Here is a 21,264-nt window from a genome sequence, read left to right as displayed (position 1 = left end):
TCCCCACTGGGGCGAGGGGGCACATCGTGCCAACCGCTATTATCGCGGTTGCAGGCAGTTATCTTCTTTCCAGCCGTACAGCCACTCGATACCGCGATAGAACTCTTCCTGGGTTTTGCCTTTCCACAGCAGGTTACGCACCTGACGCTCGACCCCCGCCGCATGATACAGGCGGCCCATTTCGCGGGTGGACCAGACGATGCGCGCGGTACGCGGAATACGCACCGACTCATACAGCGCAAATGCGCTGGCGGCATCGCCGTCGCACTGGGTCAACGCTTTGCCAAGCGTCACCGCATCTTCCAGCGCCATGCACGCGCCCTGGGCCATATACTGTGCCACCGGGTGCGCAGAGTCGCCCACCAGCGTCATTCTGTCGTTGCCCCACTTCTCTACCGGCTCGCGGTCGGCGGTCGACCAGCGACGCCAGGAGGTCGGTTTGTCCAGCATCTGGCGCGGACGCGGGTGAATGCCTTTGAAGTACGACATCACCTCCTCTTTACTGCCGTCACGCACGCCCCACTGCTCGGTTTCCCGGCTGTGGAAAGTCACCACCAGGTTGTACTGTTTACCGCCGCGCAGCGGATAGTGCACCAGGTGGCAGTGTGGGCCAGCCCACAGCACCGGCGCGTTGATGCGCAGGTCTTCCGGCATATCGTCGCGTTCCACCACCGCGCGATACACCACGTGACCCGTCACGCGCGGCGTATCGCCGAGCAGACTCTGGCGCACCACGGATTTCACGCCGTCACAGCCAATCAGAATATCCGCCGTCCAGCTGTTGCCTTTGTCGTCAAACACGGTGACATCGTCGTCGGTCTGACGAATATCCACCACGTGGGTAGAGGTACGGTACTTCACGCCCGGGTGCTGCAACGCCGCTTCCCAGACGGTGGCATGAATATCGACGCGGTGGATAACCGCATACGGGCCGCCGAAGTGGTCACGGAACGCCTGCCCCGTTTCGATGTGAATCACCTCTTCGCCGTTAACCGCATCCATCATGGTGATGTGATCGGTAAAGACCGCACGCTGACGGGCGACTTCGCCCACGCCAAGGCTGTCGAGCGCGGAAAAGGCGTTCGGCCCAAGCTGGATCCCGGCGCCAATTTCGCCAATGTCGTGCGCCTGTTCCAGCAGCATCACCTGGATGCCCTGACGCGCCAGCGACAGCGCGGTGGCTGCGCCACCAATACCGCCGCCGACAATAATCGCACGCGTAACTTTAGCCATGATTCTTCTCCTTTTTCGACTACGCCGGGATCTTGTCCTGCTGGTTTTCAGGGGCCGCGGCGATAAACGCGGGCAGCGCCGTGCAGGCGTCAACCACGGCTTTGCAACGCGGGAAGCCGCTTAAATCGCAGCCCATCCGCTCGGCGTTGGCCCACTGCGGCACCAGGCAGCAGTCGGCAAGCGTCGGCGTATCACCGAAGCAAAATGCCCCTGATTGGCTACGGCGCAGCAGTTGCTCTACCGCGCTCAGCCCCTGCTGGACCCAGTGGGCATACCAGCGTTTTTTCTCTTCTTCACTCACCTTCAGCTCGTCGCTGAGGTAGCGCAATACGCGCATATTGTTGATGGGGTGGATGTCGCAACTGATGGCGTACACCACTTCCAGCACGCGCATGCGCTGGGGATCGTTCGCCGGTAGCAGCGGCGTCTGCGGGAAATGTCTGTCCAGCCAGTCAATAATCGCCAGCGACTGCCCCAGCGATTCACCCTCGTCGGTGATAAGCGCAGGGACCAGCCCAACCGGGTTCAGGCGTCGGTACTCCAGCGCGTTCTGCTGGCCGATACGGATGTTGACCCCGACGGTCTGGTAGTCAATGCCCTTCAGCGCCATCGCAATGCGTACGCGGTAAGAGGCCGAACTATTAAAAAAACTGTACAGCTTCATCATTCACCTCAAACAATTTTGACCGCGATGGGCGTTAATCCTTCCACGTTACCGGTGATGGTTTCGCCCTTCACCACCGCGCCAACGCCTTCCGGCGTGCCGGTGAAGATCAGGTCGCCCGGCTGCAGTTCGAAGAAGCCAGACAGGTAGCTGATGGTCTCTTTCACATCCCAGATCAGGTGCTGAATATCACTGCGCTGGCGGTCTTTACCGTCAACCTGCAGCCAGATTGGCGCTTTGTCGAGTGACGGTGCATCGGCCACTTTGTGCAGCGGCGCAATCGGCGCAGACAGGTCAAAAGCTTTGCCGATTTCCCACGGGCGGCCCATCTGACGCATCTCCATCTGGCGGTCGCGACGGGTCATGTCCAGCCCGGTGGCATAGCCCCAGATATACTCTTCGGCTTTCTCCAGCGGGATATCGCTGCCTTTTTTACCGATGGCGACCACCAGCTCAATTTCATAGTGATAATTGTCAGTCTGCGCCGGGTAGGCCAGGTTCAGGGTTTCGCCTGCGGCCACGGGTACCACGGCATCCGCCGGTTTGCAGAAGAAGAATGGCGGCTCGCGATCCGGGTCAAAGCCCATTTCACGGGCGTGGGCGGCATAGTTACGTCCCACGCAGTAAACGCGGCGCACCGGGAACTGCTCATCGCTGCCAACAACCGGTACGGCAACCGGCGCCTGAGGTTCGAATACGTATTTGCTCATCTTTCTTCTCCTGATTAATAGCGCGCTTCGCGGAACAGACCCAGGGTTTCCTGGACGGGTCTATCCGAGAAACTGAATAGCACGGTCTCTTCTGGCGTGTTAAAGGACACGCGGTGCCAGGTTGGCACGACAAAAATATCTTTCGCTTTAAAGCTGAAGGTCTGCTCGCCGATGGTCACCTCACCGCAGCCTTCCACCACGTGGTAGATGGTGCTGTCGGTGGTGCGCGCCTGACGCGACTGGAAGCCTTTCGGCAACAGTTGCAGGAACGCCCCCATTGACGGCATCGGGTAGCCCCCGGTCACCGGGTTGACGTAGCGCATCTTGTAGCCATCCCACTCGTCGGCATCGCCCATACGCATCAGGTCATGCAGCGCTTCGCAGCTGCGGTCGTAGCGGTAGTTGAAAATTGGTGATGAGTTACCCACCTGATGGCGCAGCGGCAGCATGTTGGCGACGTAGCGCGGCAGGTAGTCGCCCTCTTTACGGGTGACCGGCTGTTGTTCTTCCGGGTAATCTTCCGCGAAGCCGCAGCCGAGGTAGTTCACCAGCGGCAGGTCAAGGCCGTCGAGCCAGATAACCGGTTCATCGCCCGGGTTACCGTGGTCGTGCCAGCGCCACTGCGGGGTGAGGATAAAGTCGCCGGGGCTCATCTGAGTGCGCTCGCCGTCGACGGCGGTGAACGCGCCGTGGCCTTCCACCACAAAGCGCAGCGCCGACTGATTATGGCGATGACTTGGCGCCACTTCGCCCGGCATGATGAGCTGCAGGCCCGCGTACAGCGACGAGGTAATCGATGACTGTCCGCGCAGGCCGGGGTTTTCCAGCACCAGCACGCGGCGAACCGCCTCTTTCGCGCCAATCAGCGTGCCGCTTTCCAGCAGCAGCGGGCGAATTTCCTGGTAGTTCCAGTAAGCCGGGGCGCAGTTGGCGTTTGGTGTTTTTGGCACCAGGTGATGCAACGATTCCCACAGCGGCGTCAGGTTTTGCCCGGAAATGTGCTGGTAGAACTGCTGGCGATCGTGTTTTACGTCCGAGGTCATTATTATTCTCCTTAACTTTTCACCGCGCCCATTACAGGCTGCGATTCGGGTACTCGGGATGATTGGCGTACCACCAGCGTCAGGAGCGTCAGCATGATGGCGCTAATGGCGGCCGGTACGGCAATCACAAAAAACAGGGTGTCGAATGAGAAGTTCATCGCCATCATCACGCCGCCGGAAATGGAGCCGACGATAGCGCCGCAGCGCCCAATGGCGTTTGACCAGCTCACGCCGGTGGCGCGGCTCTGGGTCGGGTAAAGCGTGGCGGTCAGTGCGTTCAGCCCCACCTGCGAGCCGCTGATGCCGATGCCGGTGCCGAAAATCGCCAGCGCCATCATCCACAGGCCGTTTTCACTCAGGCCAATCATCACAATGCACACCGCGCCCAGCGCATAGCTCACCGCCAGCACCCAGAACGGATTGAATTTGTCCATTAAGACGCCGAGCATCAGCGCGCCCAGCGTGCCGCCCACCTGGAACGCCGCTGTGACCCACGAGGCGTGCTGGAGGTCAATACCGCGATGGTTGAGCAGGGTTGGCATCCAGCTAGAGAGTAAATAGATGATCAGCAGGCTCATAAAGAACACGACCCACAGCATCAGCGTGATGGTGAGCTGGCGCCCGGTAAACAGCTGGCTGATACTGCCCTTTTTGGTCGCCGCCGGTTCATCGAGCCAGAACTCGGTATCGTTATAGCGTTCACCGGTCATGGCGCTGACGGTGCGGCGAATTTCCGCCTGCGGACGCTGACGGCGTACCAGCCAGCGTGGGGATTCAGGCAGAACGGCCAGCAGCGCGAAGAACAGCGCGATAGGTAGCACCCCGCCCAGCACCAGAATGCCGTGCCAGCCAATCACCCCCACCAGCTGCGCGCTGACGATGCCGCCAAAGGCTGAGCCGAGCGTGAAACCGCAGAACATCAACGTCACCAGCGCGCCGCGACGGCGGGCCGGCAGGTATTCAGATGTCATGGTGATGGTGTTTGGCATTGCGCCGCCGAGGCCCAAGCCGGTTAAGAATCGCAGGATGATCAAGGCTTCAAGATTCGGAGAGAACGCCGACAGCAGGCTGAAGAGGCCGAACAGTGCCACACACCATTCGATTACGCGCTTACGCCCGAGCCGGTCAGAAAGCGGGCCGCACAGCAGGGCACCAGCGGTTAACCCCAGCAGCCCTGCGCCAAACAGCGGCGCCAGGTCGCCTGCGGTCAACTGCCAGTGGTCACGAATGGCCGGGGCGATAAAGCCAATCGCGGCGGTATCAAAACCGTCCATCATCACCACCAGGAAACAGCAGATGATGACGCGCCACTGCATCTTGCCGATCGGAGCGACATCGATGAGTGCCTGTAGTTCACGTCGTTGCGTCATAGGGAGGGCCTCTGTATATGCAGGTTATCCACGTCGCCGTTCGCGCTTTCGCCAGAGCGGCTCAGAGTAAGATGTTTATTTTTTTGCTTTTATGTTGCTATCTTGTGATAAGTGAAATGAGTTGTACAATGGCATTTCATGCCCTTCCATAACCTGGAGGTTATATCTCATGGCTGACTGGACGCAGAAGCTGAAGCTCCACCATCTGAAAATGCTGGTCGCACTCGGCGAGCAGGGAAACCTGACTCAGGTCGCGAAGATGATGCATATCACCCAGCCCGCGCTCTCTAAGTGGTTAACCCAGTTTGAAGAGGAGCTGGGTCTCACGCTGTTTGAACGGCACAGTAAGGGGTTGCGCGTGTCGGAAGGCGGCAAACTGCTTCTCCAGCACGCCCAACGGCTGATCAACGATATCGAACGCTCGCAGTTCGAGATGGAGCGCTTTAAGCAGGGCGGTCTCGTGGGAAGCCTGAAAATTGGCTGCTCGCCGGTTGCCACCGACTGCGTCTCCCAGGCGATTTTCCCGCTGCTGGCCGAGATGCCGACGCTGCATCTGAATATTGAAGAGAAGGTGATGACACCGCTGCTGCATGATTTGCAGTCCGGCGTCGTGGACGTGGTAGTTGGGCGCATCGGCGGCCGGGCGCTGGAGCTGCCGCTGAACTACGAGGTGCTGTACACCGAACCGGTCTGCTTCGTGGCGCGAACCGACCATCCCCTCGCCCACCGCAACCGTCTGTCGTGGGAAGATCTGGCAGCATGGCGCTGGATAGTCTGGCCTAACGGCACACCAATTCGTCAAAGCATCGACAACGCGCTGGTGGAAAATGGCGTCATGCTGCCGGAAAACACCATTGAGTCGGCGTCGATGAACGTCAGCGTTAACCTGCTGCAAAGCAGCGACATGATTTCGATTCTGTCCCTGCGCCTGGCCGAGCGTTATCAAAATCAGGGCCAGCTCGCCATTCTGGCGCTGCCAAAGATTGAGCAGAAAGGCAGCGTCGGCGTATTCTGGCGCAAATCGAGCACGCCCTCCCTTGCGCTAAGCCGGTTTCTCCACTATTTGTCGCATCCGGTACAAATGGAGGGGTAACGCCGGGCAGATGCCTGATGTTCGCATTATCTATATCAGGTATGCTCAGAATTCATGATGTGATCGGTAGCACATTCCAGGGTTTAATTGTATGATGAATGCATTCCACCAAAGGTGAATCCCATGCTCAAATCGCTGAATTTAATCTGGCAATACCTGCGTGCATTCGTGCTGATTTACGCCTGTCTGTATGCCGGTATTTTTATTTCGTCGCTGCTGCCCATTACCATTCCCGGTAGCATTATCGGCATGCTTATTATGTTTGTGCTGCTGGCGCTGCAAATCCTGCCTGCGAAGTGGGTTAACCCCGGCTGCTACATCCTGATCCGCTATATGGCGCTGCTATTTGTGCCGATTGGCGTCGGCGTCATGCAGTACTTCTCGCTGCTGAGCGCACAGTTCGGCCCGGTGGTCGTCTCCTGCACCATCAGTACGTTAGTGGTGCTGGTGGTGGTGAGCTGGAGCTCTCACCTGGTTCACGGTGAGCGTAAAGTGGTTGGTCGTGATGGAGCGGATAAATAATGCTGCACGATATCTGGTGGTCTTTGCCGCTGACTTTGGTTGTCTTTTTTGCCGCCCGTAAGCTTGCCGCACGCTTTAAAATGCCGCTGCTCAACCCGCTGCTGGTGTCGATGGTGGTGATTATTCCGTTCCTGCTGCTGACCGATATTCCGTACGATCACTACTTTAAAGGCAGCGAAGTCCTGAACGACCTGTTGCAGCCAGCGGTTGTCGCCCTTGCTTTTCCGCTGTATGAACAGCTGCACCAGATCCGCGCGCGCTGGAAATCCATCATCACTATCTGCTTTATCGGCAGCGCGGTGGCGATGATCACCGGCACGTCGGTGGCATTGATGATGGGGGCTTCACCACAAATCGCCGCCTCTATTCTGCCAAAATCAGTGACCACTCCGATTGCGATGGCGGTCAGCGGCAGTATCGGCGGTATCCCGGCGATTAGCGCCGTGTGCGTGATTTACGTCGGTATTCTCGGTGCGGTGTTTGGTCATACCCTGCTGAACCTGATGCGGATTACCACCAAAGCTTCGCGCGGGCTGTCGATGGGCACCGCCTCACACGCCCTGGGCACCGCGCGCTGCGCTGAGATGGATTATCAGGAAGGGGCGTTTAGTTCGCTGGCGTTGGTTATCTGCGGCATCATGACCTCACTAATTGCGCCATTCCTATTCCCGGTTATTCTGTCGGTTGTGGGATAAAACGAGACAAATCACACATTTTTAATTGATGTTACACACGTTGCATTAACAATGAGATATTGATCACTAATTAGGGCCTCTGCGCCCCGTACACTACGATCCCATTACATTGTTATGAGGCACAACGCCATGCATCCACGTTTTCAATCTGCTTTTTCGCAACTGGCGGCAGATCTGCAGACCGCTATCGCTCCGCTGCTAGCCGATCCGCACTTCCCTGCTCTGCTAAGCGCCGAGCAGGTCTCTTCGCTTAAAACAGCGACGGGGCTGGACGAAGACGCGCTCGCTTTTGCGCTCCTGCCGCTGGCCGCTGCCTGTGCCCGTGCCGACCTGTCTCACTTTAACGTTGGCGCTATCGCCCGCGGCGTGAGCGGAACCTGGTACTTCGGTGGCAACATGGAGTTCCTCGGTGCGACCATGCAGCAGACCGTGCACGCGGAACAGAGCGCCATCAGCCACGCCTGGCTGCGCGGCGAAAAATCCCTGCAGGCCATCACCGTTAACTACACGCCGTGCGGCCACTGCCGGCAGTTTATGAATGAACTGAACAGCGGGCTGGCGCTGCGTATCAATCTGCCGGGTCGTCAGCCTCACACGCTGAAAGATTACCTGCCGGATGCGTTCGGGCCAAAAGACCTCGATATCAAAACCCTGCTGATGGACGCGCAGGATCATGGTTATCCGCTCGAAGGCGATGCGCTGGCACAGGCTGCAATTCAGGCCGCCAACCACAGTCATACCCCGTACAGTAAAGCCCCTTCCGGCGTGGCGCTGGAACTGCGCGACGGTACCATTTTCAGCGGCAGCTATGCGGAAAACGCCGCGTTTAACCCAACGCTGCCACCGCTGCAGGGTGCCCTGAACCTGCTGAGCCTGAACGGTTACGACTATCCGGATATCCAGCGCGCCATTCTGGCCGAACGCGCCGATGCGCCGCTGATTCAGTGGGATGCCACCGCCGCCACACTGAAGGCGCTGGGCTGCCACAATATCGATCGCGTACTGCTAGCATAATCTGTAGGCCGGATAAGCGCAGCGCCATCAGGCTGTTCTGCGTACGATGCCGGATGGCGGCGCTGCCTTATCCGGCCTACAAATGACAACGCACCGGTTAAATTCCCCGCAATTAAACGATGGTTTCTTGCTCTTGCCCGACGGGTAAAGTAGCCTGATGTCTCCCTCGTCCACTATTGAGTCAAGTTCATGTTAAAGCGTGTGTTATACAGCCTGTTAGTCCTGTTCGGCCTGCTGCTGTTGACCGTGCTGGGTCTTGACCGGTGGATGAGCTGGAAAACATCCCCTTATATTTACGATGAGCTGCAGGATCTCCCCTACCGTCAGGTTGGCGTGGTGCTCGGCACCGCCAAGTACTACCGCACAGGCGTGATTAATCAGTATTATCGTTACCGCATTCAGGGCGCGCTCAACGCCTACAATAGCGGCAAGGTCAACTACCTGCTGCTGAGCGGCGATAACGCGCTGCAAAGCTATAACGAACCGATGACCATGCGTCGCGATCTGATCAAAGCAGGCGTCGAACCTGCCGATATCGTGCTCGACTACGCCGGTTTCCGTACGCTTGACTCCATCGTACGCACTCGTAAAGTGTTCGACACCAACGATTTCATCATCATCACCCAGCGCTTCCACTGCGAGCGCGCGCTGTTTATCGCCCTGCATATGGGGATTCAGGCGCAGTGCTACGCCGTACCGTCGCCGAAAGATATGTGGAGCGTCCGCCTGCGCGAGTTCGGCGCCCGCTTCGGCGCGCTGGCTGACCTCTATATCTTTAAGCGCGAGCCGCGTTTCTTAGGCCCGCTGATCCCAATTCCTGCCCAGCAGGAAGTACCAGCAGGCGCTCAGGGGTATCCGGCGGTGACGCCAGAGCAGCTGCTGGAGTTGCAGAAGAAGAAAGCAAACTAACCCTTTCTGAATGCCATCATTCTTGTCATTAAATTAGCTAATGGGTTCCCATTCACTAATAATTTCTATTTGCATCTTATGTATTCTTGCGGTCCCCAATAAGCCACGTCAATCATCAGGTTATTTGTGAATGCTTTCACAGAATCTGCCCCCCTCATCCGCTTAGCCTGCCGGTAGTTGTTTCACTTTATTTGCCTTAATTAAACTAATCGTTAAGGGAGCAATTATGTCACAACACGAATACCAGGATGAGCTGATCCCCGCCTTTACGCCGCTATTGGCGATCAAAGAAGCCTCCCGCTGTCTGCTGTGCCACGACGCGCCGTGCAGCCAGTCTTGTCCGGCGGAAACCGACCCAGGCAAGTTCATTCGCTCACTCTATTTCCGCAACGTAAAAGGCGCAGCCGAAACCATTCGAGAAAATAATGCGTTAGGGGCGGTGTGTGCACGAGTGTGCCCAACGGAAAAGCTGTGCCAACAGGGCTGTTCCCGCTCGGGAATCGATACGCCGATTGATATCGGCCGCCTGCAGCGTTTTATTACCGACTTTGAGCAGCAAACGGCGATGCAGATTTACCAACCGGGCCGTAAAGATAAGGGCAAAGTGGCGATTGTTGGCGCGGGCCCTGCCGGATTACAGGCCAGCGTGACGCTCACCAATTTGGGCTATGACGTCACGCTATTCGAAAAAGCAGCTCAGCCGGGCGGCTGGTTGCGTCACGGCATTCCGGAGTTCCGCCTGCCGCAAAAGGTGCTGGATGCTGAAATTGCGCGTATCAGCGAAATGGGCGTGACAATTCGCTGCGGCTGCGAAGTCGGTAAAAACCTGACGCTCGCCGAGCTAAAAGCCGACTACCGCGCCGTACTGCTGACCGTTGGCATGTCCAAAGGCTCGACGCTGCCGCTATTTAACGACACCAGCCCGGTCGAAATTGCCGTCGACTTTCTCCAGCGCGCCCGTACCTCGGGCGGCGGTATCAGCGTACCGCAAAGCGCCCTGATTATCGGCGGCGGCGACGTGGCGATGGACGTTGCCAGCACGCTAAAAATTATCGGCTGCCCATCCGTCACCTGCGTCGCACGAGAAGAGTTGGCCGAATTCCCAGCAAGCGATAAAGAGTTCACCACTACCCAGGCGCTAGGCGTGTCGATTATTGATGGCTTTACGCCTGTCGCCGCCCAGGACAACAAGGTCACGTTCCAGCACGTTCGCCTGCCCGGCGAACTGACGCTGACGGCGGAACGTATTTACCTCGCCGTAGGTCAACGCGCCGAGCTGGACGCTTTTGCCGACATTCAGGTACAGCGCAACATCGTGGAAACACATGGCTATCAGACCAGTGACCCTGCGTTGTTCGCCGCGGGCGATATCGTCAAGGGAGACAAAACCGTGGTCTACGCCGTGAAGACCGGGAAAGAAGCCGCTCAGGCCATTCATCACTATTTAGAGGAGGTATGAACATGTTAACTAAAGATCTGTCGGTCACCTTCTGCGGCGTCAAATTCCCCAACCCGTTCTGCCTCTCGTCTTCACCGGTGGGCAACTGCTACGACATGTGCGCCAAGGCCTATGACAGCGGCTGGGGCGGTATTGTGTTTAAAACTATCGGCTTCTTTATTGCCAACGAAGTCTCGCCGCGCTTCGATCATCTGACCAAAGAAGACACCGGGTTTATCGGTTTTAAAAACATGGAGCAGATTGCCGAGCACCCGCTGGCAGAAAACCTGGCGGCGATCCGCCAATTGAAGCAGGATTATCCCGATAAGGTATTGATCGCCTCGATCATGGGCGAAAATGAGCAGCAGTGGCAGAGTCTGGCGAAGCTCGTCGAGGAAGCCGGCGCCGACATGATTGAGTGCAACTTCTCCTGCCCGCAGATGACCTCTCACGCGATGGGCAGCGACGTCGGGCAAAGCCCGGAACTGGTAGAGAAATACTGCCAGGCAGTGAAACGGGGCTCTTCTCTGCCGATGCTGGCCAAAATGACGCCGAACATCGGTGATATGTGCGAAGTGGCACTGGCGGCTAAACGCGGCGGTGCCGACGGTATTGCGACCATCAACACCGTTAAATCCATTACCAATATCGACCTCAACCGTAAAATCGGTATGCCGGTGGTCAACGGCAAATCCAGCGTATCTGGCTATTCCGGTAAAGCCGTGAAGCCGATTGCCCTGCGCTTCATCCAACAGTTGCGCACGCATCCCGAACTGAAGGATTTCCCAATCAGCGGGATCGGCGGGATTGAAACTTGGGAAGACGCCGCCGAGTTTTTACTGCTGGGCGCGGCGACGTTGCAGGTCACGACCGGCATTATGCAGTACGGCTATCGTATCGTCGAAGATATGATAAGCGGCCTTTCCCACTACCTTAACGATCAGGGCTTCCATTCGCTTGATGAGATGATTGGCATAGCCAATCACAACATCGTGCCGGCCGAAGACCTCGACCGTAGCTACATCGTCTATCCGCATATTCATCAGGAAAAATGCGTCGGCTGCGGCCGCTGCTATATCTCCTGCTACGACGGCGGACATCAGGCGATGGGGTGGAACGAAGAAACTCGTGCGCCGCACTGCGATACCGAGAAATGCGTTGGCTGTCTGCTCTGCGGACACGTCTGCCCGGTGGCCTGCATCAGCCTTGGGGAGATAGCTTTTAAACCGGGGGAAAAAGCACATGCGGTGGTGCTTTAAGCAAGTAGCCCGGACGAGGTGCGCAGCATCGACTCCGGGGTTGTTCGGTGGTAAACCCCGGCGGCGCTGCGCTTGGCCGGGCTACAACGTAAAAGCCCGGCATTTCGCCGGGCTTGTTTTATTTTTTACGTGCGTATTTCAGGGAGTCCAGCGCCACGGCGAAGATAATGATCCCGCCCTTGATGATGTACTGCCAGTATGGATTCACGCCGATATAGGTCAGGCCGTAGTTGATAACGGTGAAGATAATCACACCGGTCACCACGCCCAGCACGGTACCTACGCCGCCGCTGAATGACACCCCACCGACCACGCAGGCGGCAATCGCATCCAGTTCATACATAAAGCCGAGGTTGTTGGTTGCCGAGCCGATACGCCCCGCTTCCAGCATCCCGCCGAAGGCATAGAACACGCCGGACAGCGCATAAATCACCAGCAGGTTCAGCGCCACGTTAACACCGGAAACTTTAGCCGCTTCCGGGTTACCGCCGATAGCGAAGATATTTTTACCAAAGCGAGTCTTGTTCCACAGTACCCAGACAAAGCCAACGGCAATCAGCGCATAGAAGGTGATATACGACAGGCGGAAACTGCCCAGCGCGATAAACCCTTGCGTGAACGTCGAGAAGCCGCTATCGAAGCCAGAAATCGGCGATGCGCCCACGAAGTCGTAGTACAGGGAGTTGATACCGTAGACGATAATCATCGTACCCAACGTGGTGATAAATGGCGTCACGTTCAGGTAAGCAATGATAATCCCGTTAATCAGACCAATCACCGCGCCAATGGCACAGACAATAATCATCACCACGAAGATTGGCATGGTCGCCATCTCCGGGAATACCTTGTTGGCGTTCTCCATCGACTGCAACAGCGTCGCTGCAATGACCGCCGCGAGGCCAACCTGGCGGCCTGCCGACAGGTCGGTACCCTGGGTCACAATCAGCCCGGCAACGCCGAGGGCGATAATAATACGTACGGAAGACTGGGTCAGGATGTTACTGAGGTTCAACAAACTTAAGAAAGTTGGGTCCTGGATAATAATAATGGCCAGCAGAACCAAAAGAACAACGTAAATACCGCCATCTTTCAGATAAGTGAGAAAGCTTTTTTTATTTAACGCACTCATGTCGAGCCCCTGAAATTAAAGGTGCAATGACGCAAGACGGAGAATTTCGTTTTGCGTTGCGGTTTTCGTTTCAACAATCCCAGCAACCAGGCCATTACTCATGACAAGGATGCGGTCAGTAATACCCAGTAGTTCTGGCATTTCTGAAGAAATAATAATGATCCCTTTATCTTTCTTCGCCAGTTCGGCGATTAATTGATAAATTTCAAATTTTGCACCTACGTCGATACCACGGGTTGGTTCATCCAGCATCAATATTTCAGGCTGGGTTAACAGCCAGCGTCCAATAATGACCTTTTGCTGGTTACCACCGGATAACGAACCAATTTGTGTGTGATGTCCAGGCGTCTTCACACGCATAGAGTCGATAACCCATTGGGTGTCGCTCTTCATGCGAGAGTTATCCAGCAGACCCACTTTATTTTTATAGCTCTTGATATTAGAAATTAATGAGTTAAATCCAATATCAAGGTAGGCGTAAATACCGGTTGAGCGACGCTCTTCGGTCACCAACGCAAAGCCGTTATTAATCGCTTCGTTGGCGCTATGGTTATTAATTTTCTTACCATGCAGGGTAATGGTGCCGCCCGATTTTTCGCGCACGCCAAACAGCGTTTCCACGATATCGGTACGCTTGGCGCCCACCAGCCCAGCGATGCCGAGGATTTCCCCTTTGCGCAGCTGGAACGAGACGTCACGAATCGACGGCTGACGCAGGGACGTCAGGTGCTGCACGTCGAGGATAACCTCGCCCGGTTCGTTCTGGCGGTCCGGGAAACGCTGGTTCAGCGAACGACCCACCATCATGGCGATGATCTTGTCCATATCCAGCCCTTCCAGCGGCTGGGTGGCAATCCACTGACCATCGCGCAGAACGGTGATTTCATCACACAGCTGGAAAATTTCTTCCATCTTGTGCGAGATATAGACGATGCCGCAGCCGCGGTCTTTCAGCTTACGGATAATGGTAAACAGGTGGTTTACCTCTTTTTCCGTCAGCGACGACGTAGGCTCATCCATGATTACGATTTTCGCGTTATAGGAGAAGGCCTTGGCGATTTCAATCATCTGCATCTGCGACACGGAGAGCGTACCGACGCGCGCGCGCGGGTCGATATCGATATCCAGCTCATCAAAGATGGCTTTGGTATCGCGATACATTTTGTCCTGGTCGACAAACATACCTTTGGTTGGGTAACGACCTAACCACATGTTGTCCATGACCGAACGTTGTAATACCAGGTTAAGTTCCTGGTGAACCATGGAAATACCATTTTCCAGCGCTTCTTTAGCGGAATGGAAATCGATTTCTTTACCCTGGAATAGAATGCTGCCGGAATCTTTTTGGTAGATCCCAAATAGGCATTTTAATAACGTTGATTTGCCCGCACCATTCTCACCCATTAATGCATGGATAGAGTGTGGACGAACTTTCAGGTTAACATTATCGAGTGCTTTTACGCCCGGAAATGACTTGTTGATCTGGCTCATTTCCAACAAGAATTCGCCAGACGGCTCGCTATTATTGTTGTCCATATATATACCTGGCTGCGATATTTCTGCGTCAGTATTTATAGGGCGCACCAATGCGCGCCCTATATATTTAAAGATTACTTACCGGTGAATTCGCTAAGGTTGTCTTTATCTACGCCAACGTAAGGTACGCGGACGATTTTATTCTCGATCTTCCAGTTGGTGCCATCAGCGGCGCCTTTACCAGCAGCGAGGTTTTTCGCCAGATCGAAGGTCGCCTTCGCCTGGTTGTTAGCATCGTTCAGAACGGTACCTGCCATTGCACCAGATTTAACCAGCGCCAGCGCTTCTGGCAGAGCATCCACGCCGAATACCGGAATGGAAGATTTGTTGTGTGCTTTCAGCGCTTCTACCGCACCCATTGCCATCGCATCGTTGTTAGCGATAACGACTTCAATTTTGTTGGCGTTAGGGCCGGACAGCCATGCGTCCATCTTGTCTTTAGCCTGCGCGGTATCCCACATTGCGGTATCCAGCTGCAGCTGCTGGGTTTTCAGGCCCTTGTCGTTCAGCTCTTTGATAACGTAGGTGGTACGCGCTTCAGCATCCGGGTGACCCGGTTCGCCTTTCAGCAGCACGAACTGAATCTGGCCATCTTTGTTCAGGTCCCAGTTCGGGTTTGCCGCCCAGTGTTTAGCAATCAGGTCGCCCTGGATAATACCGGATTCTTTAGAATCGGTGCCCACGTAGAACGCTTTGTCATAGCTATCCAGCGCTTTACGAGAAGGTTCTTTGTTGAAGAAGACGATAGGCACATTCTGGCCGCGCGCTTTTTCAATTACCGTGCCTGCTGCCGCAGGGTCAACCAGGTTGATCGCCAGCGCTTTCACGCCTTTTGCCAGCAGCACGTCAATCTGGTCGTTTTGTTTAGATTGGTCATTCTGGGAGTCGTTCATCAGCAGCTGAACGTCCGGCGCGGATTTGCCATCTTTCTCGATAGCTTTACGCACAACGGACATAAAGTTGTCGTCGTATTTATAGATAGTTACACCAATACGGGTATCGGCAGCGTGCGCTGCTGCACCGAAAAACATGCTGGCCATCAGGGCAGACAGGGTTAACACCTTCTTATTCATGGTATCTCCGGTTTTATTATGCAGGGTAGTTCGGGTGAAAATAGTCGGCGGGCAGTGTTAATAAATTGTTACTGCACGACGAAATTCACTGATAAAAATTTGTTCTTCCGTGTTGAGTAACAATCCAGATGACGTTCTAAACTGTTTGTGCAGCTGACTTACGTTATAAAAAGTGATTAATCACCGTTACATCATGTTTCAGCCTGATAAACGCTGCCATCATAGCGACGCCGATGTTAACAATCTGTGAATTTACTCACAGATTGAAAACGGTTACATAACACTAACAAGTTAGTTCGTGATGGGATGCACAGATTGCCGCTGCGCCACGGAATGGCGACGAACCAGGGTCGGCATAAAACAGTGAGTGGCCTCACCGTCAAGCTTGCCCGCCGCCCCTAACAGCGCCAATTCTGTCGCCTGTTTTGCCATAGAAACAATCGGGTAGCGGATGGTCGTTAGCTGTGGATCGGTATAGCGAGCAATAGGAATATCATCAAAGCCAATGACAGAAACCTGCTGTGGCACCGCAATACCGTTATCTTTAAGCGCGCTCAGCGCACCGGCCGCCATATTGTCGTTATAGGCAAACACGGCGGTTAGCCCGGCATTGCGTCCGAGCAGTTCGACCATAGCCGCTTCCCCACCCTGCATATCCGGCGAGCCGGTACCGACCCAGCTATCGGGTGCCACAATGCCCTGCTCCAGCAGCGCGCGCGCCCACCCTTCCCGACGCATATCATCATCTTCAATGCTGTGACTGGAAGCGAGATAGCCAATGCGCTGATGCCCGTGATTGAGCAGCATCCGGGTTCCCATCAGCGCACCGCTGACGTTATCCAGGCAGACGCAGCGATGGGCGTAACCGGGAACAATACGGTTAATCAGCACCATGCCGGGCATGTGGGCCATAAACTCGCTGAGCTCCCGATCGCTTAACGCTTTAGAGTGGACAATAAGCGCGCTACAGCGCTGACGAATCAGCACCTCAATGGCGTTGCGCTCTTTTTCTGCTTCGTGGTAGCTGTTGCCGATAAGAACATATTTATGATGCTGCTGGGCGACGGTATCCACCGCTTTCACCAGCGCGCCAAAGAAGGCGTCGGATACGTCCATCACCACGCAGCCAATGGTATCGCTGACCTGCGTGGCCAGCGCTTGCGCGTTCGCATTCGGACGATAACCCAATGCTGACACCGCTTTCATCACGGCATCGCGGGTATCCTGGCTGACCAGAGCGCTGTTGTTCAGCACCCGTGAAACGGTGGCAACGGAAACGCCCGCCTGACGGGCGACATCACGAATGGTGATCATACTCACCGCCCGATTTAATATTGCTGCAGTTCACGTTACACCCCCTATGTACAGCGAGAGCGCTATTCTGGCAGTGAGTCTGCGGCAACTACGTGAGTAAGGTCACAGCCTTGGAAACGGTTACATCCGTTTTGTTAATGGTTGTGATCTGGATCGTTATCTAAATGTGTTGCGGAATGACACACCTGCTGCTTTTGCCGTCAATTGACGCCACAGCCACTCAACGGGGCCCTGACGGAAATGACGCAGCCACAGCACAGAGAAGCCAAGGTTGACGAGCCAGACAGGGACCACAAACGCCAGTAGCGTCAGGCGGTCGAACTTCATGAACAGACCGAAGTGATAGAACAGCGTGGTGCAGATGAGCGTTTGCAGAAGGTAGTTCGTCAGCGCCATACGCCCCACGCAGACCACCGCTGCCGCCAGCCGCGAACGGCTGATTTGTGGCCAGTAGGCGAAGGCCAGCGCAGCATAGCCGAGCGTTTGGATAGGCGCGCTAATTTCACGCGGGGCTTGCAGCAAAAATGCGCACCAGCGATAGGCCCAGTCGAGATGCCACTGCGCGGCAATCGCCGGTAGGTTAATCAGCATCCCAAGGGAGATGCACAGCACCGCGCAACGGCGGTAATGACGATGGCTGAACTGCCCTTTCAGCCAGCCGCAGCGCATCAGTGCCGCACCTATCAGCATCATGCCAGCAAGTTGCCAGCCATACTGCGCCCCCAGCGCCAGAAGGTTTGCTGAGAGCATATCGCTGCGGTTGCTGATGGCTTCGAATCCGCCGTTCAGCTTCCAGTAATGTTCATAAAGCAGACTTGAGGCATCCGGCACCCACGAGCGGCTTTGCCCATTATCCGCAATCAGCCCAAGCAACAGCAGCACCGCCACGCCAATGACGTACAGCATCACGCCGGTATTGAATAAGGCTTTTACGTCACGCGCGTCGCGCACCAGCCGCCAACAGACCAGCCCCACCAGCGCGTAGGCAAGGAGAATATCGCCGTCCCAGAACAGCAGCCCGTGAATAAACCCGAGCAACGCCAACAGCGTCAGACGACTTTGGATCCAGCGCGAGCCGCGCGGTAACAGCAATTGCAGACCCGCACCAAACAATAGTGCAAACAGCGTGAGGAATTTTACCTGCGCAAACAGGTCGAGGATGGCCCACGTCCAGGCATCACGAGAGGTAATCTCACCGTACCAGGCGGGGTTAAGATAAGCGGCCTTCGGCAAGCCGAAGGCGCTGATGTTCAGCAGCAGGATACCCAGTATGGCTACGCCACGAATAAAATCCAGCGTGACGTTTCGTTCCATGTACCTGCTCCGTGAGTCGATTAGTTGTGGTGACGTACCGCGCGCAAGAATTCCTGGCGGGTATTCTGGCTGGACTTGAACAGGCCACCCAGAGAGGTTGTGGTGGTCGCACTGGTCGCATCGCGAATGCCGCGTGCTTTTACGCAGTAGTGTACCGCGTCAATAGACACTGCCACATTGTTAGTACCGAGCAGCGTTTGCAGCGCCGTCAGGATCTGCTGCGTCAGACGCTCCTGCACCTGCGGGCGCTGGGCGAAGAACTGCACGATACGGTTGATTTTCGACAGGCCAATCACCGAATCTTTCGGGATGTAAGCCACGGTCGCTTTACCGTCGATGGTGACAAAATGGTGTTCGCAGGTACTGGTTAAGGTGATATCGCGCACCGTGACCATCTCGTCGACCTTCATCTTGTTTTCAATGACGGTAATTTTCGGGAAATTAGCGTAATCCAGACCGGAGAAAATTTCGTCGACATACATTTTGGCAATGCGATGCGGCGTTTCCATCAGGCTGTCATCACTCAGATCGAGGTTCAGCAGCTGCATGATCTCGGTCATATGCCCGGTAATCAGGCGCTTACGGGTTTCATTATCCATTTCGCGCTCCGATGGGCGCAGCGGCGTTTCCAGACCACGGGCGACCAGCGCTTCGTGTACCAGGACCGCTTCTTTACTCAGTGATGACATTTTTATTCTCCTGCAGGTGTGGCGCTTTGCTTTTATCGGTGCAAAGTTTGCACTCATTGTGCGTGAGGCGACGCACAGAATCCAGTATTCGTCGCGATAATTATTGCAATCGTTCTTATCTTTCAGGCTGAGGGCGCCAGACCAGCGCGCCGCCAATCAGTAAGGCTACCGCGGCAATGCCCAGCGCAGGCTCCAGCCGTTGGGTGAGCCAGGTGGATATCGCCGAGGTCATCGGCCCAACCAGTTGCCCAACGGCGTAACCCGTGGTCAGTAACCCGGCCATATATCGCGCGTGTTTCGGTGCCAGTTCGCGGCCATAAAGTAGGGAAAGCTGAACCGCCGCTAAGAATCCGCCGCCGACCAGCAGCGCACCGCACACCAGCCCGCTCATCCCCGGCAGCAGCCAGGCCAGCAGTACGCCCACTCCTTGAAGCCACAGTACGACGGCCAGACGCTGATGAGCGTGACCTACCCCACGCATGGCGATACTCAGGCCAATCCCCACCATGCTCGCCAGCCCAAAAATCGGCCAGATAAACTGCGCAAACAGGCTCTCAGGAAAACGCTGGCTTGCCATCTGCGATAAAAAGGTCGCGGGCAGGATGTAACCGAAGCCTGCCAGGCTATAGCTCCACACCAGCCGTTTGAGGTTGGTGGTTAAGGTCAGCGGCTCGGGTTTTTCACCGCTGCGATGCAGCTCGCCGGGGCGCGGCAGCCAGCGGCCAATCAGCGCCACCAGCAACAGCGCCAGCACGCCATACAGCTGCCACCCTGCCGCGGCACTCAGCGACTGTGCATGAATAAATACGCCGAGCAGCCCGCTTAGCGCAATGCCTGCGCCCGGCCCGGCAAATACCGCTGCGCTTAAGCCCGGCCTGGCGTAATGCGCTAACCGTTCATTGACCCACGCGGCGGTCAGCACCATCGCCCAGCCGCTCATGCAGCCAATCACAAAGCGCAGCGCACCGTGCAACCAGGCGTTATCTGCCAGCGCGGAGATAAAGGTCAGGGCAACGGCGCCAATAATGCCCAGGTAGAGACGCGTTTCCACGCCGCGATGGGCGCGCATCGCGTCCCACGCACCGACCAGATACCCCAGATAGTTCAGCGCGGCAACCAGCCCAGCGCTGGTCAGCGTCAGTTCGCCTTCACCGATCATCAGCGGCACCTGCGGCGTGAACGCGAAGCGCCCTATCCCCATGGTAGCCACCAGTACCAGAAAACCGCTTAGCGCAATACGTACCGGCATGAACGCCCCGGATGTAAATGTAAAGTTATCTTTATGATGCAACATGTCGATGTTATGCGGAAGTGAAAGTTACTCACCGCTGATGAATTATCTGTATGATGGATTGATATATTTTGACCAAAACCGCGAGGAGCCCGCATGGAAATGCTTGAAGAGCACCGCTGTTATGGCGGCTGGCAGCAGCGCTGGCAGCACCATTCCGCCACGCTAAATTGCACGATGACCTTTAGTCTGTTTTTGCCTCCGGAAGGGAAAAAAACGCCGCCACCGGTGCTGTACTGGCTGTCCGGCCTGACCTGTAACGATGAGAACTTCACCACCAAAGCCGGGGCTCAGCGCGTTGCTGCCGAGCTGGGCATTGTGCTGGTGATGCCTGACACCAGCCCGCGCGGCGAGGGTGTTGCCAATGATGCCGGTTACGACCTCGGCCAGGGCGCAGGTTTTTACCTGAACGCCACTGAGTCGCCGTGGGCCGCGCATTACCGGATGTATGATTATCTGTGCGACGAACTGCCGGCGCTGATTCAAGCGCAGTTTAACGTGAGCGCACGCAGCGCGATTAGCGGTCACTCAATGGGCGGCCACGGTGCGTTGATGCTGGCACTGAAAAACCCGGGCAAATATTGCAGCGCGTCGGCCTTTGCGCCAATCGTCAACCCAAGCCGGGTGCCGTGGGGGCAGAAAGCGTTTAATGCCTATCTGGGTGATGACGTTGCCCGCTGGAAAGCGTGGGACAGCACCGAACTGCTGCTGGCAAGCCAGGCAGAGCATGCCATTCCGATGCTCATTGATCAGGGTGATAACGATCAGTTCCTCGCCGATCAACTGCAGCCTGCGGTGTTCGCCGAAGCGGCGCGGCAGAAAGACTGGCCGCTGACCCTACGTATTCAGCCTGGGTATGACCACAGCTATTATTTTATTGCCACGTTTATTGAAGATCACCTGCGTTTCCACGCGGAATACCTCTTCAAGTAGGCCGGATAAAGCGCTCGCGCCGCCATCCGGCAATG

Annotated in this window: 20 protein-coding genes; 8 read left to right on the top strand and 12 right to left on the bottom strand. The window is 56.1% G+C overall.

All coding sequences use genetic code 11. From position 1 onward, the window contains the following. Window positions 1-39: 39 nt before the first annotated feature. Genes ACH1XZ_RS01825 through mhbT form a run of 5 tightly spaced genes read right to left on the bottom strand, consistent with a single transcriptional unit; the run spans window position 40 to window position 5,020 of the window. Window positions 40-1,233, bottom strand: a complete 1,194-nt coding sequence (locus tag ACH1XZ_RS01825) for a 3-hydroxybenzoate 6-monooxygenase (protein ID WP_395594098.1) — start codon at window positions 1,231-1,233, stop codon at window positions 40-42. Window positions 1,234-1,252: 19 nt separating this feature from the next. Continuing rightward, window positions 1,253-1,897 (bottom strand): maleylacetoacetate isomerase, encoded by a 645-nt coding sequence (gene maiA / locus ACH1XZ_RS01820; RefSeq protein ID WP_395594097.1) that lies wholly within the window; start codon window positions 1,895-1,897, stop codon window positions 1,253-1,255. Between the two features lie 8 nt (window positions 1,898-1,905). After that, complete coding sequence (locus ACH1XZ_RS01815; RefSeq protein ID WP_395594096.1) at window positions 1,906-2,607, bottom strand: fumarylacetoacetate hydrolase family protein; 702 nt, start codon at window positions 2,605-2,607, stop codon at window positions 1,906-1,908. 14 nt (window positions 2,608-2,621) lie between these two features. Then, the gene (gene gtdA, locus ACH1XZ_RS01810) at window positions 2,622-3,650 is read right to left on the bottom strand and encodes a gentisate 1,2-dioxygenase (protein ID WP_395594095.1); all 1,029 of its coding nucleotides are present in this window, start codon (window positions 3,648-3,650) and stop codon (window positions 2,622-2,624) included. Between the two features lie 11 nt (window positions 3,651-3,661). After that, window positions 3,662-5,020 carry a 3-hydroxybenzoate transporter MhbT gene (gene mhbT, locus ACH1XZ_RS01805; protein ID WP_395594094.1) on the bottom strand — a complete coding sequence of 453 codons (1,359 nt, stop codon included), beginning with the start codon at window positions 5,018-5,020 and terminating at the stop codon, window positions 3,662-3,664. 169 nt (window positions 5,021-5,189) lie between these two features. On the opposite strand from mhbT, the gene ACH1XZ_RS01800 reads away from it, so the two are divergent. The 7 genes from ACH1XZ_RS01800 (at window position 5,190) to preA (ending at window position 11,950) form a co-directional block, all read left to right on the top strand. After that, the gene (locus tag ACH1XZ_RS01800) at window positions 5,190-6,113 is read left to right on the top strand and encodes a LysR substrate-binding domain-containing protein (protein WP_395594093.1); all 924 of its coding nucleotides are present in this window, start codon (window positions 5,190-5,192) and stop codon (window positions 6,111-6,113) included. A 123-nt stretch (window positions 6,114-6,236) separates the two neighbouring features. After that, a complete protein-coding gene (locus tag ACH1XZ_RS01795) occupies window positions 6,237-6,635 on the top strand; it encodes a CidA/LrgA family protein (protein WP_035893432.1) in 399 nt (132 codons plus the stop codon). Next, complete coding sequence (locus ACH1XZ_RS01790; RefSeq protein ID WP_395594092.1) at window positions 6,635-7,330, top strand: CidB/LrgB family autolysis modulator; 696 nt, start codon at window positions 6,635-6,637, stop codon at window positions 7,328-7,330. The genes ACH1XZ_RS01795 and ACH1XZ_RS01790 overlap by 1 nt, the downstream gene beginning before the upstream one ends. A gap of 129 nt (window positions 7,331-7,459) precedes the next feature. Next, window positions 7,460-8,344, top strand: a complete 885-nt coding sequence (cdd, locus tag ACH1XZ_RS01785; protein ID WP_395594091.1) for a cytidine deaminase — start codon at window positions 7,460-7,462, stop codon at window positions 8,342-8,344. 189 nt (window positions 8,345-8,533) lie between these two features. Then, window positions 8,534-9,253: an outer membrane permeability protein SanA gene (sanA, locus tag ACH1XZ_RS01780; protein ID WP_395594090.1), complete on the top strand. Its 720-nt coding sequence runs from the start codon at window positions 8,534-8,536 to the stop codon at window positions 9,251-9,253. Window positions 9,254-9,479: 226 nt separating this feature from the next. Beyond that, window positions 9,480-10,712: an FAD-dependent oxidoreductase gene (locus tag ACH1XZ_RS01775; protein ID WP_395594089.1), complete on the top strand. Its 1,233-nt coding sequence runs from the start codon at window positions 9,480-9,482 to the stop codon at window positions 10,710-10,712. 2 nt (window positions 10,713-10,714) lie between these two features. Beyond that, window positions 10,715-11,950 carry an NAD-dependent dihydropyrimidine dehydrogenase subunit PreA gene (gene preA, locus ACH1XZ_RS01770; protein ID WP_395594088.1) on the top strand — a complete coding sequence of 412 codons (1,236 nt, stop codon included), beginning with the start codon at window positions 10,715-10,717 and terminating at the stop codon, window positions 11,948-11,950. A 118-nt stretch (window positions 11,951-12,068) separates the two neighbouring features. On the opposite strand, the gene mglC is transcribed toward preA, so the two are convergent. The 7 genes from mglC to ACH1XZ_RS01735 all read right to left on the bottom strand — a co-directional run bounded on the left by mglC (window position 12,069) and on the right by ACH1XZ_RS01735 (window position 20,254). Beyond that, on the bottom strand, window positions 12,069-13,079 hold the full coding sequence (mglC, locus tag ACH1XZ_RS01765; RefSeq protein WP_395594087.1) for a galactose/methyl galactoside ABC transporter permease MglC: 1,011 nt from the start codon (window positions 13,077-13,079) through the stop codon (window positions 12,069-12,071). A gap of 15 nt (window positions 13,080-13,094) precedes the next feature. Then, complete coding sequence (mglA, locus tag ACH1XZ_RS01760) at window positions 13,095-14,615, bottom strand: galactose/methyl galactoside ABC transporter ATP-binding protein MglA (RefSeq protein ID WP_395594086.1); 1,521 nt, start codon at window positions 14,613-14,615, stop codon at window positions 13,095-13,097. Window positions 14,616-14,689: 74 nt separating this feature from the next. Continuing rightward, entirely contained in the window at window positions 14,690-15,688 is a 999-nt protein-coding gene (mglB, locus tag ACH1XZ_RS01755) for a galactose/glucose ABC transporter substrate-binding protein MglB (RefSeq protein WP_395594085.1), read from the bottom strand. A gap of 291 nt (window positions 15,689-15,979) precedes the next feature. Beyond that, complete coding sequence (galS, locus tag ACH1XZ_RS01750; RefSeq protein ID WP_395594084.1) at window positions 15,980-17,002, bottom strand: HTH-type transcriptional regulator GalS; 1,023 nt, start codon at window positions 17,000-17,002, stop codon at window positions 15,980-15,982. 156 nt (window positions 17,003-17,158) lie between these two features. Further along, entirely contained in the window at window positions 17,159-18,316 is a 1,158-nt protein-coding gene (gene yeiB / locus ACH1XZ_RS01745; RefSeq protein ID WP_395594083.1) for a DUF418 domain-containing protein YeiB, read from the bottom strand. A gap of 20 nt (window positions 18,317-18,336) precedes the next feature. Then, a complete protein-coding gene (gene folE / locus ACH1XZ_RS01740; protein WP_035893451.1) occupies window positions 18,337-19,005 on the bottom strand; it encodes a GTP cyclohydrolase I FolE in 669 nt (222 codons plus the stop codon). A gap of 115 nt (window positions 19,006-19,120) precedes the next feature. Beyond that, entirely contained in the window at window positions 19,121-20,254 is a 1,134-nt protein-coding gene (locus ACH1XZ_RS01735; RefSeq protein ID WP_395594082.1) for a YbfB/YjiJ family MFS transporter, read from the bottom strand. A gap of 138 nt (window positions 20,255-20,392) precedes the next feature. On the opposite strand from ACH1XZ_RS01735, the gene fghA reads away from it, so the two are divergent. Then, window positions 20,393-21,229: an S-formylglutathione hydrolase gene (gene fghA, locus ACH1XZ_RS01730; RefSeq protein ID WP_395594081.1), complete on the top strand. Its 837-nt coding sequence runs from the start codon at window positions 20,393-20,395 to the stop codon at window positions 21,227-21,229. Window positions 21,230-21,264 lie beyond the last annotated feature (35 nt).

Origin of the sequence: Kluyvera chengduensis, assembly GCF_044197065.1 — a bacterium.
In the GTDB taxonomy this organism is placed as follows: domain Bacteria; phylum Pseudomonadota; class Gammaproteobacteria; order Enterobacterales; family Enterobacteriaceae; genus Kluyvera; species Kluyvera ascorbata_C.
This window is presented reverse-complemented; position numbering and strand designations above follow the sequence as displayed.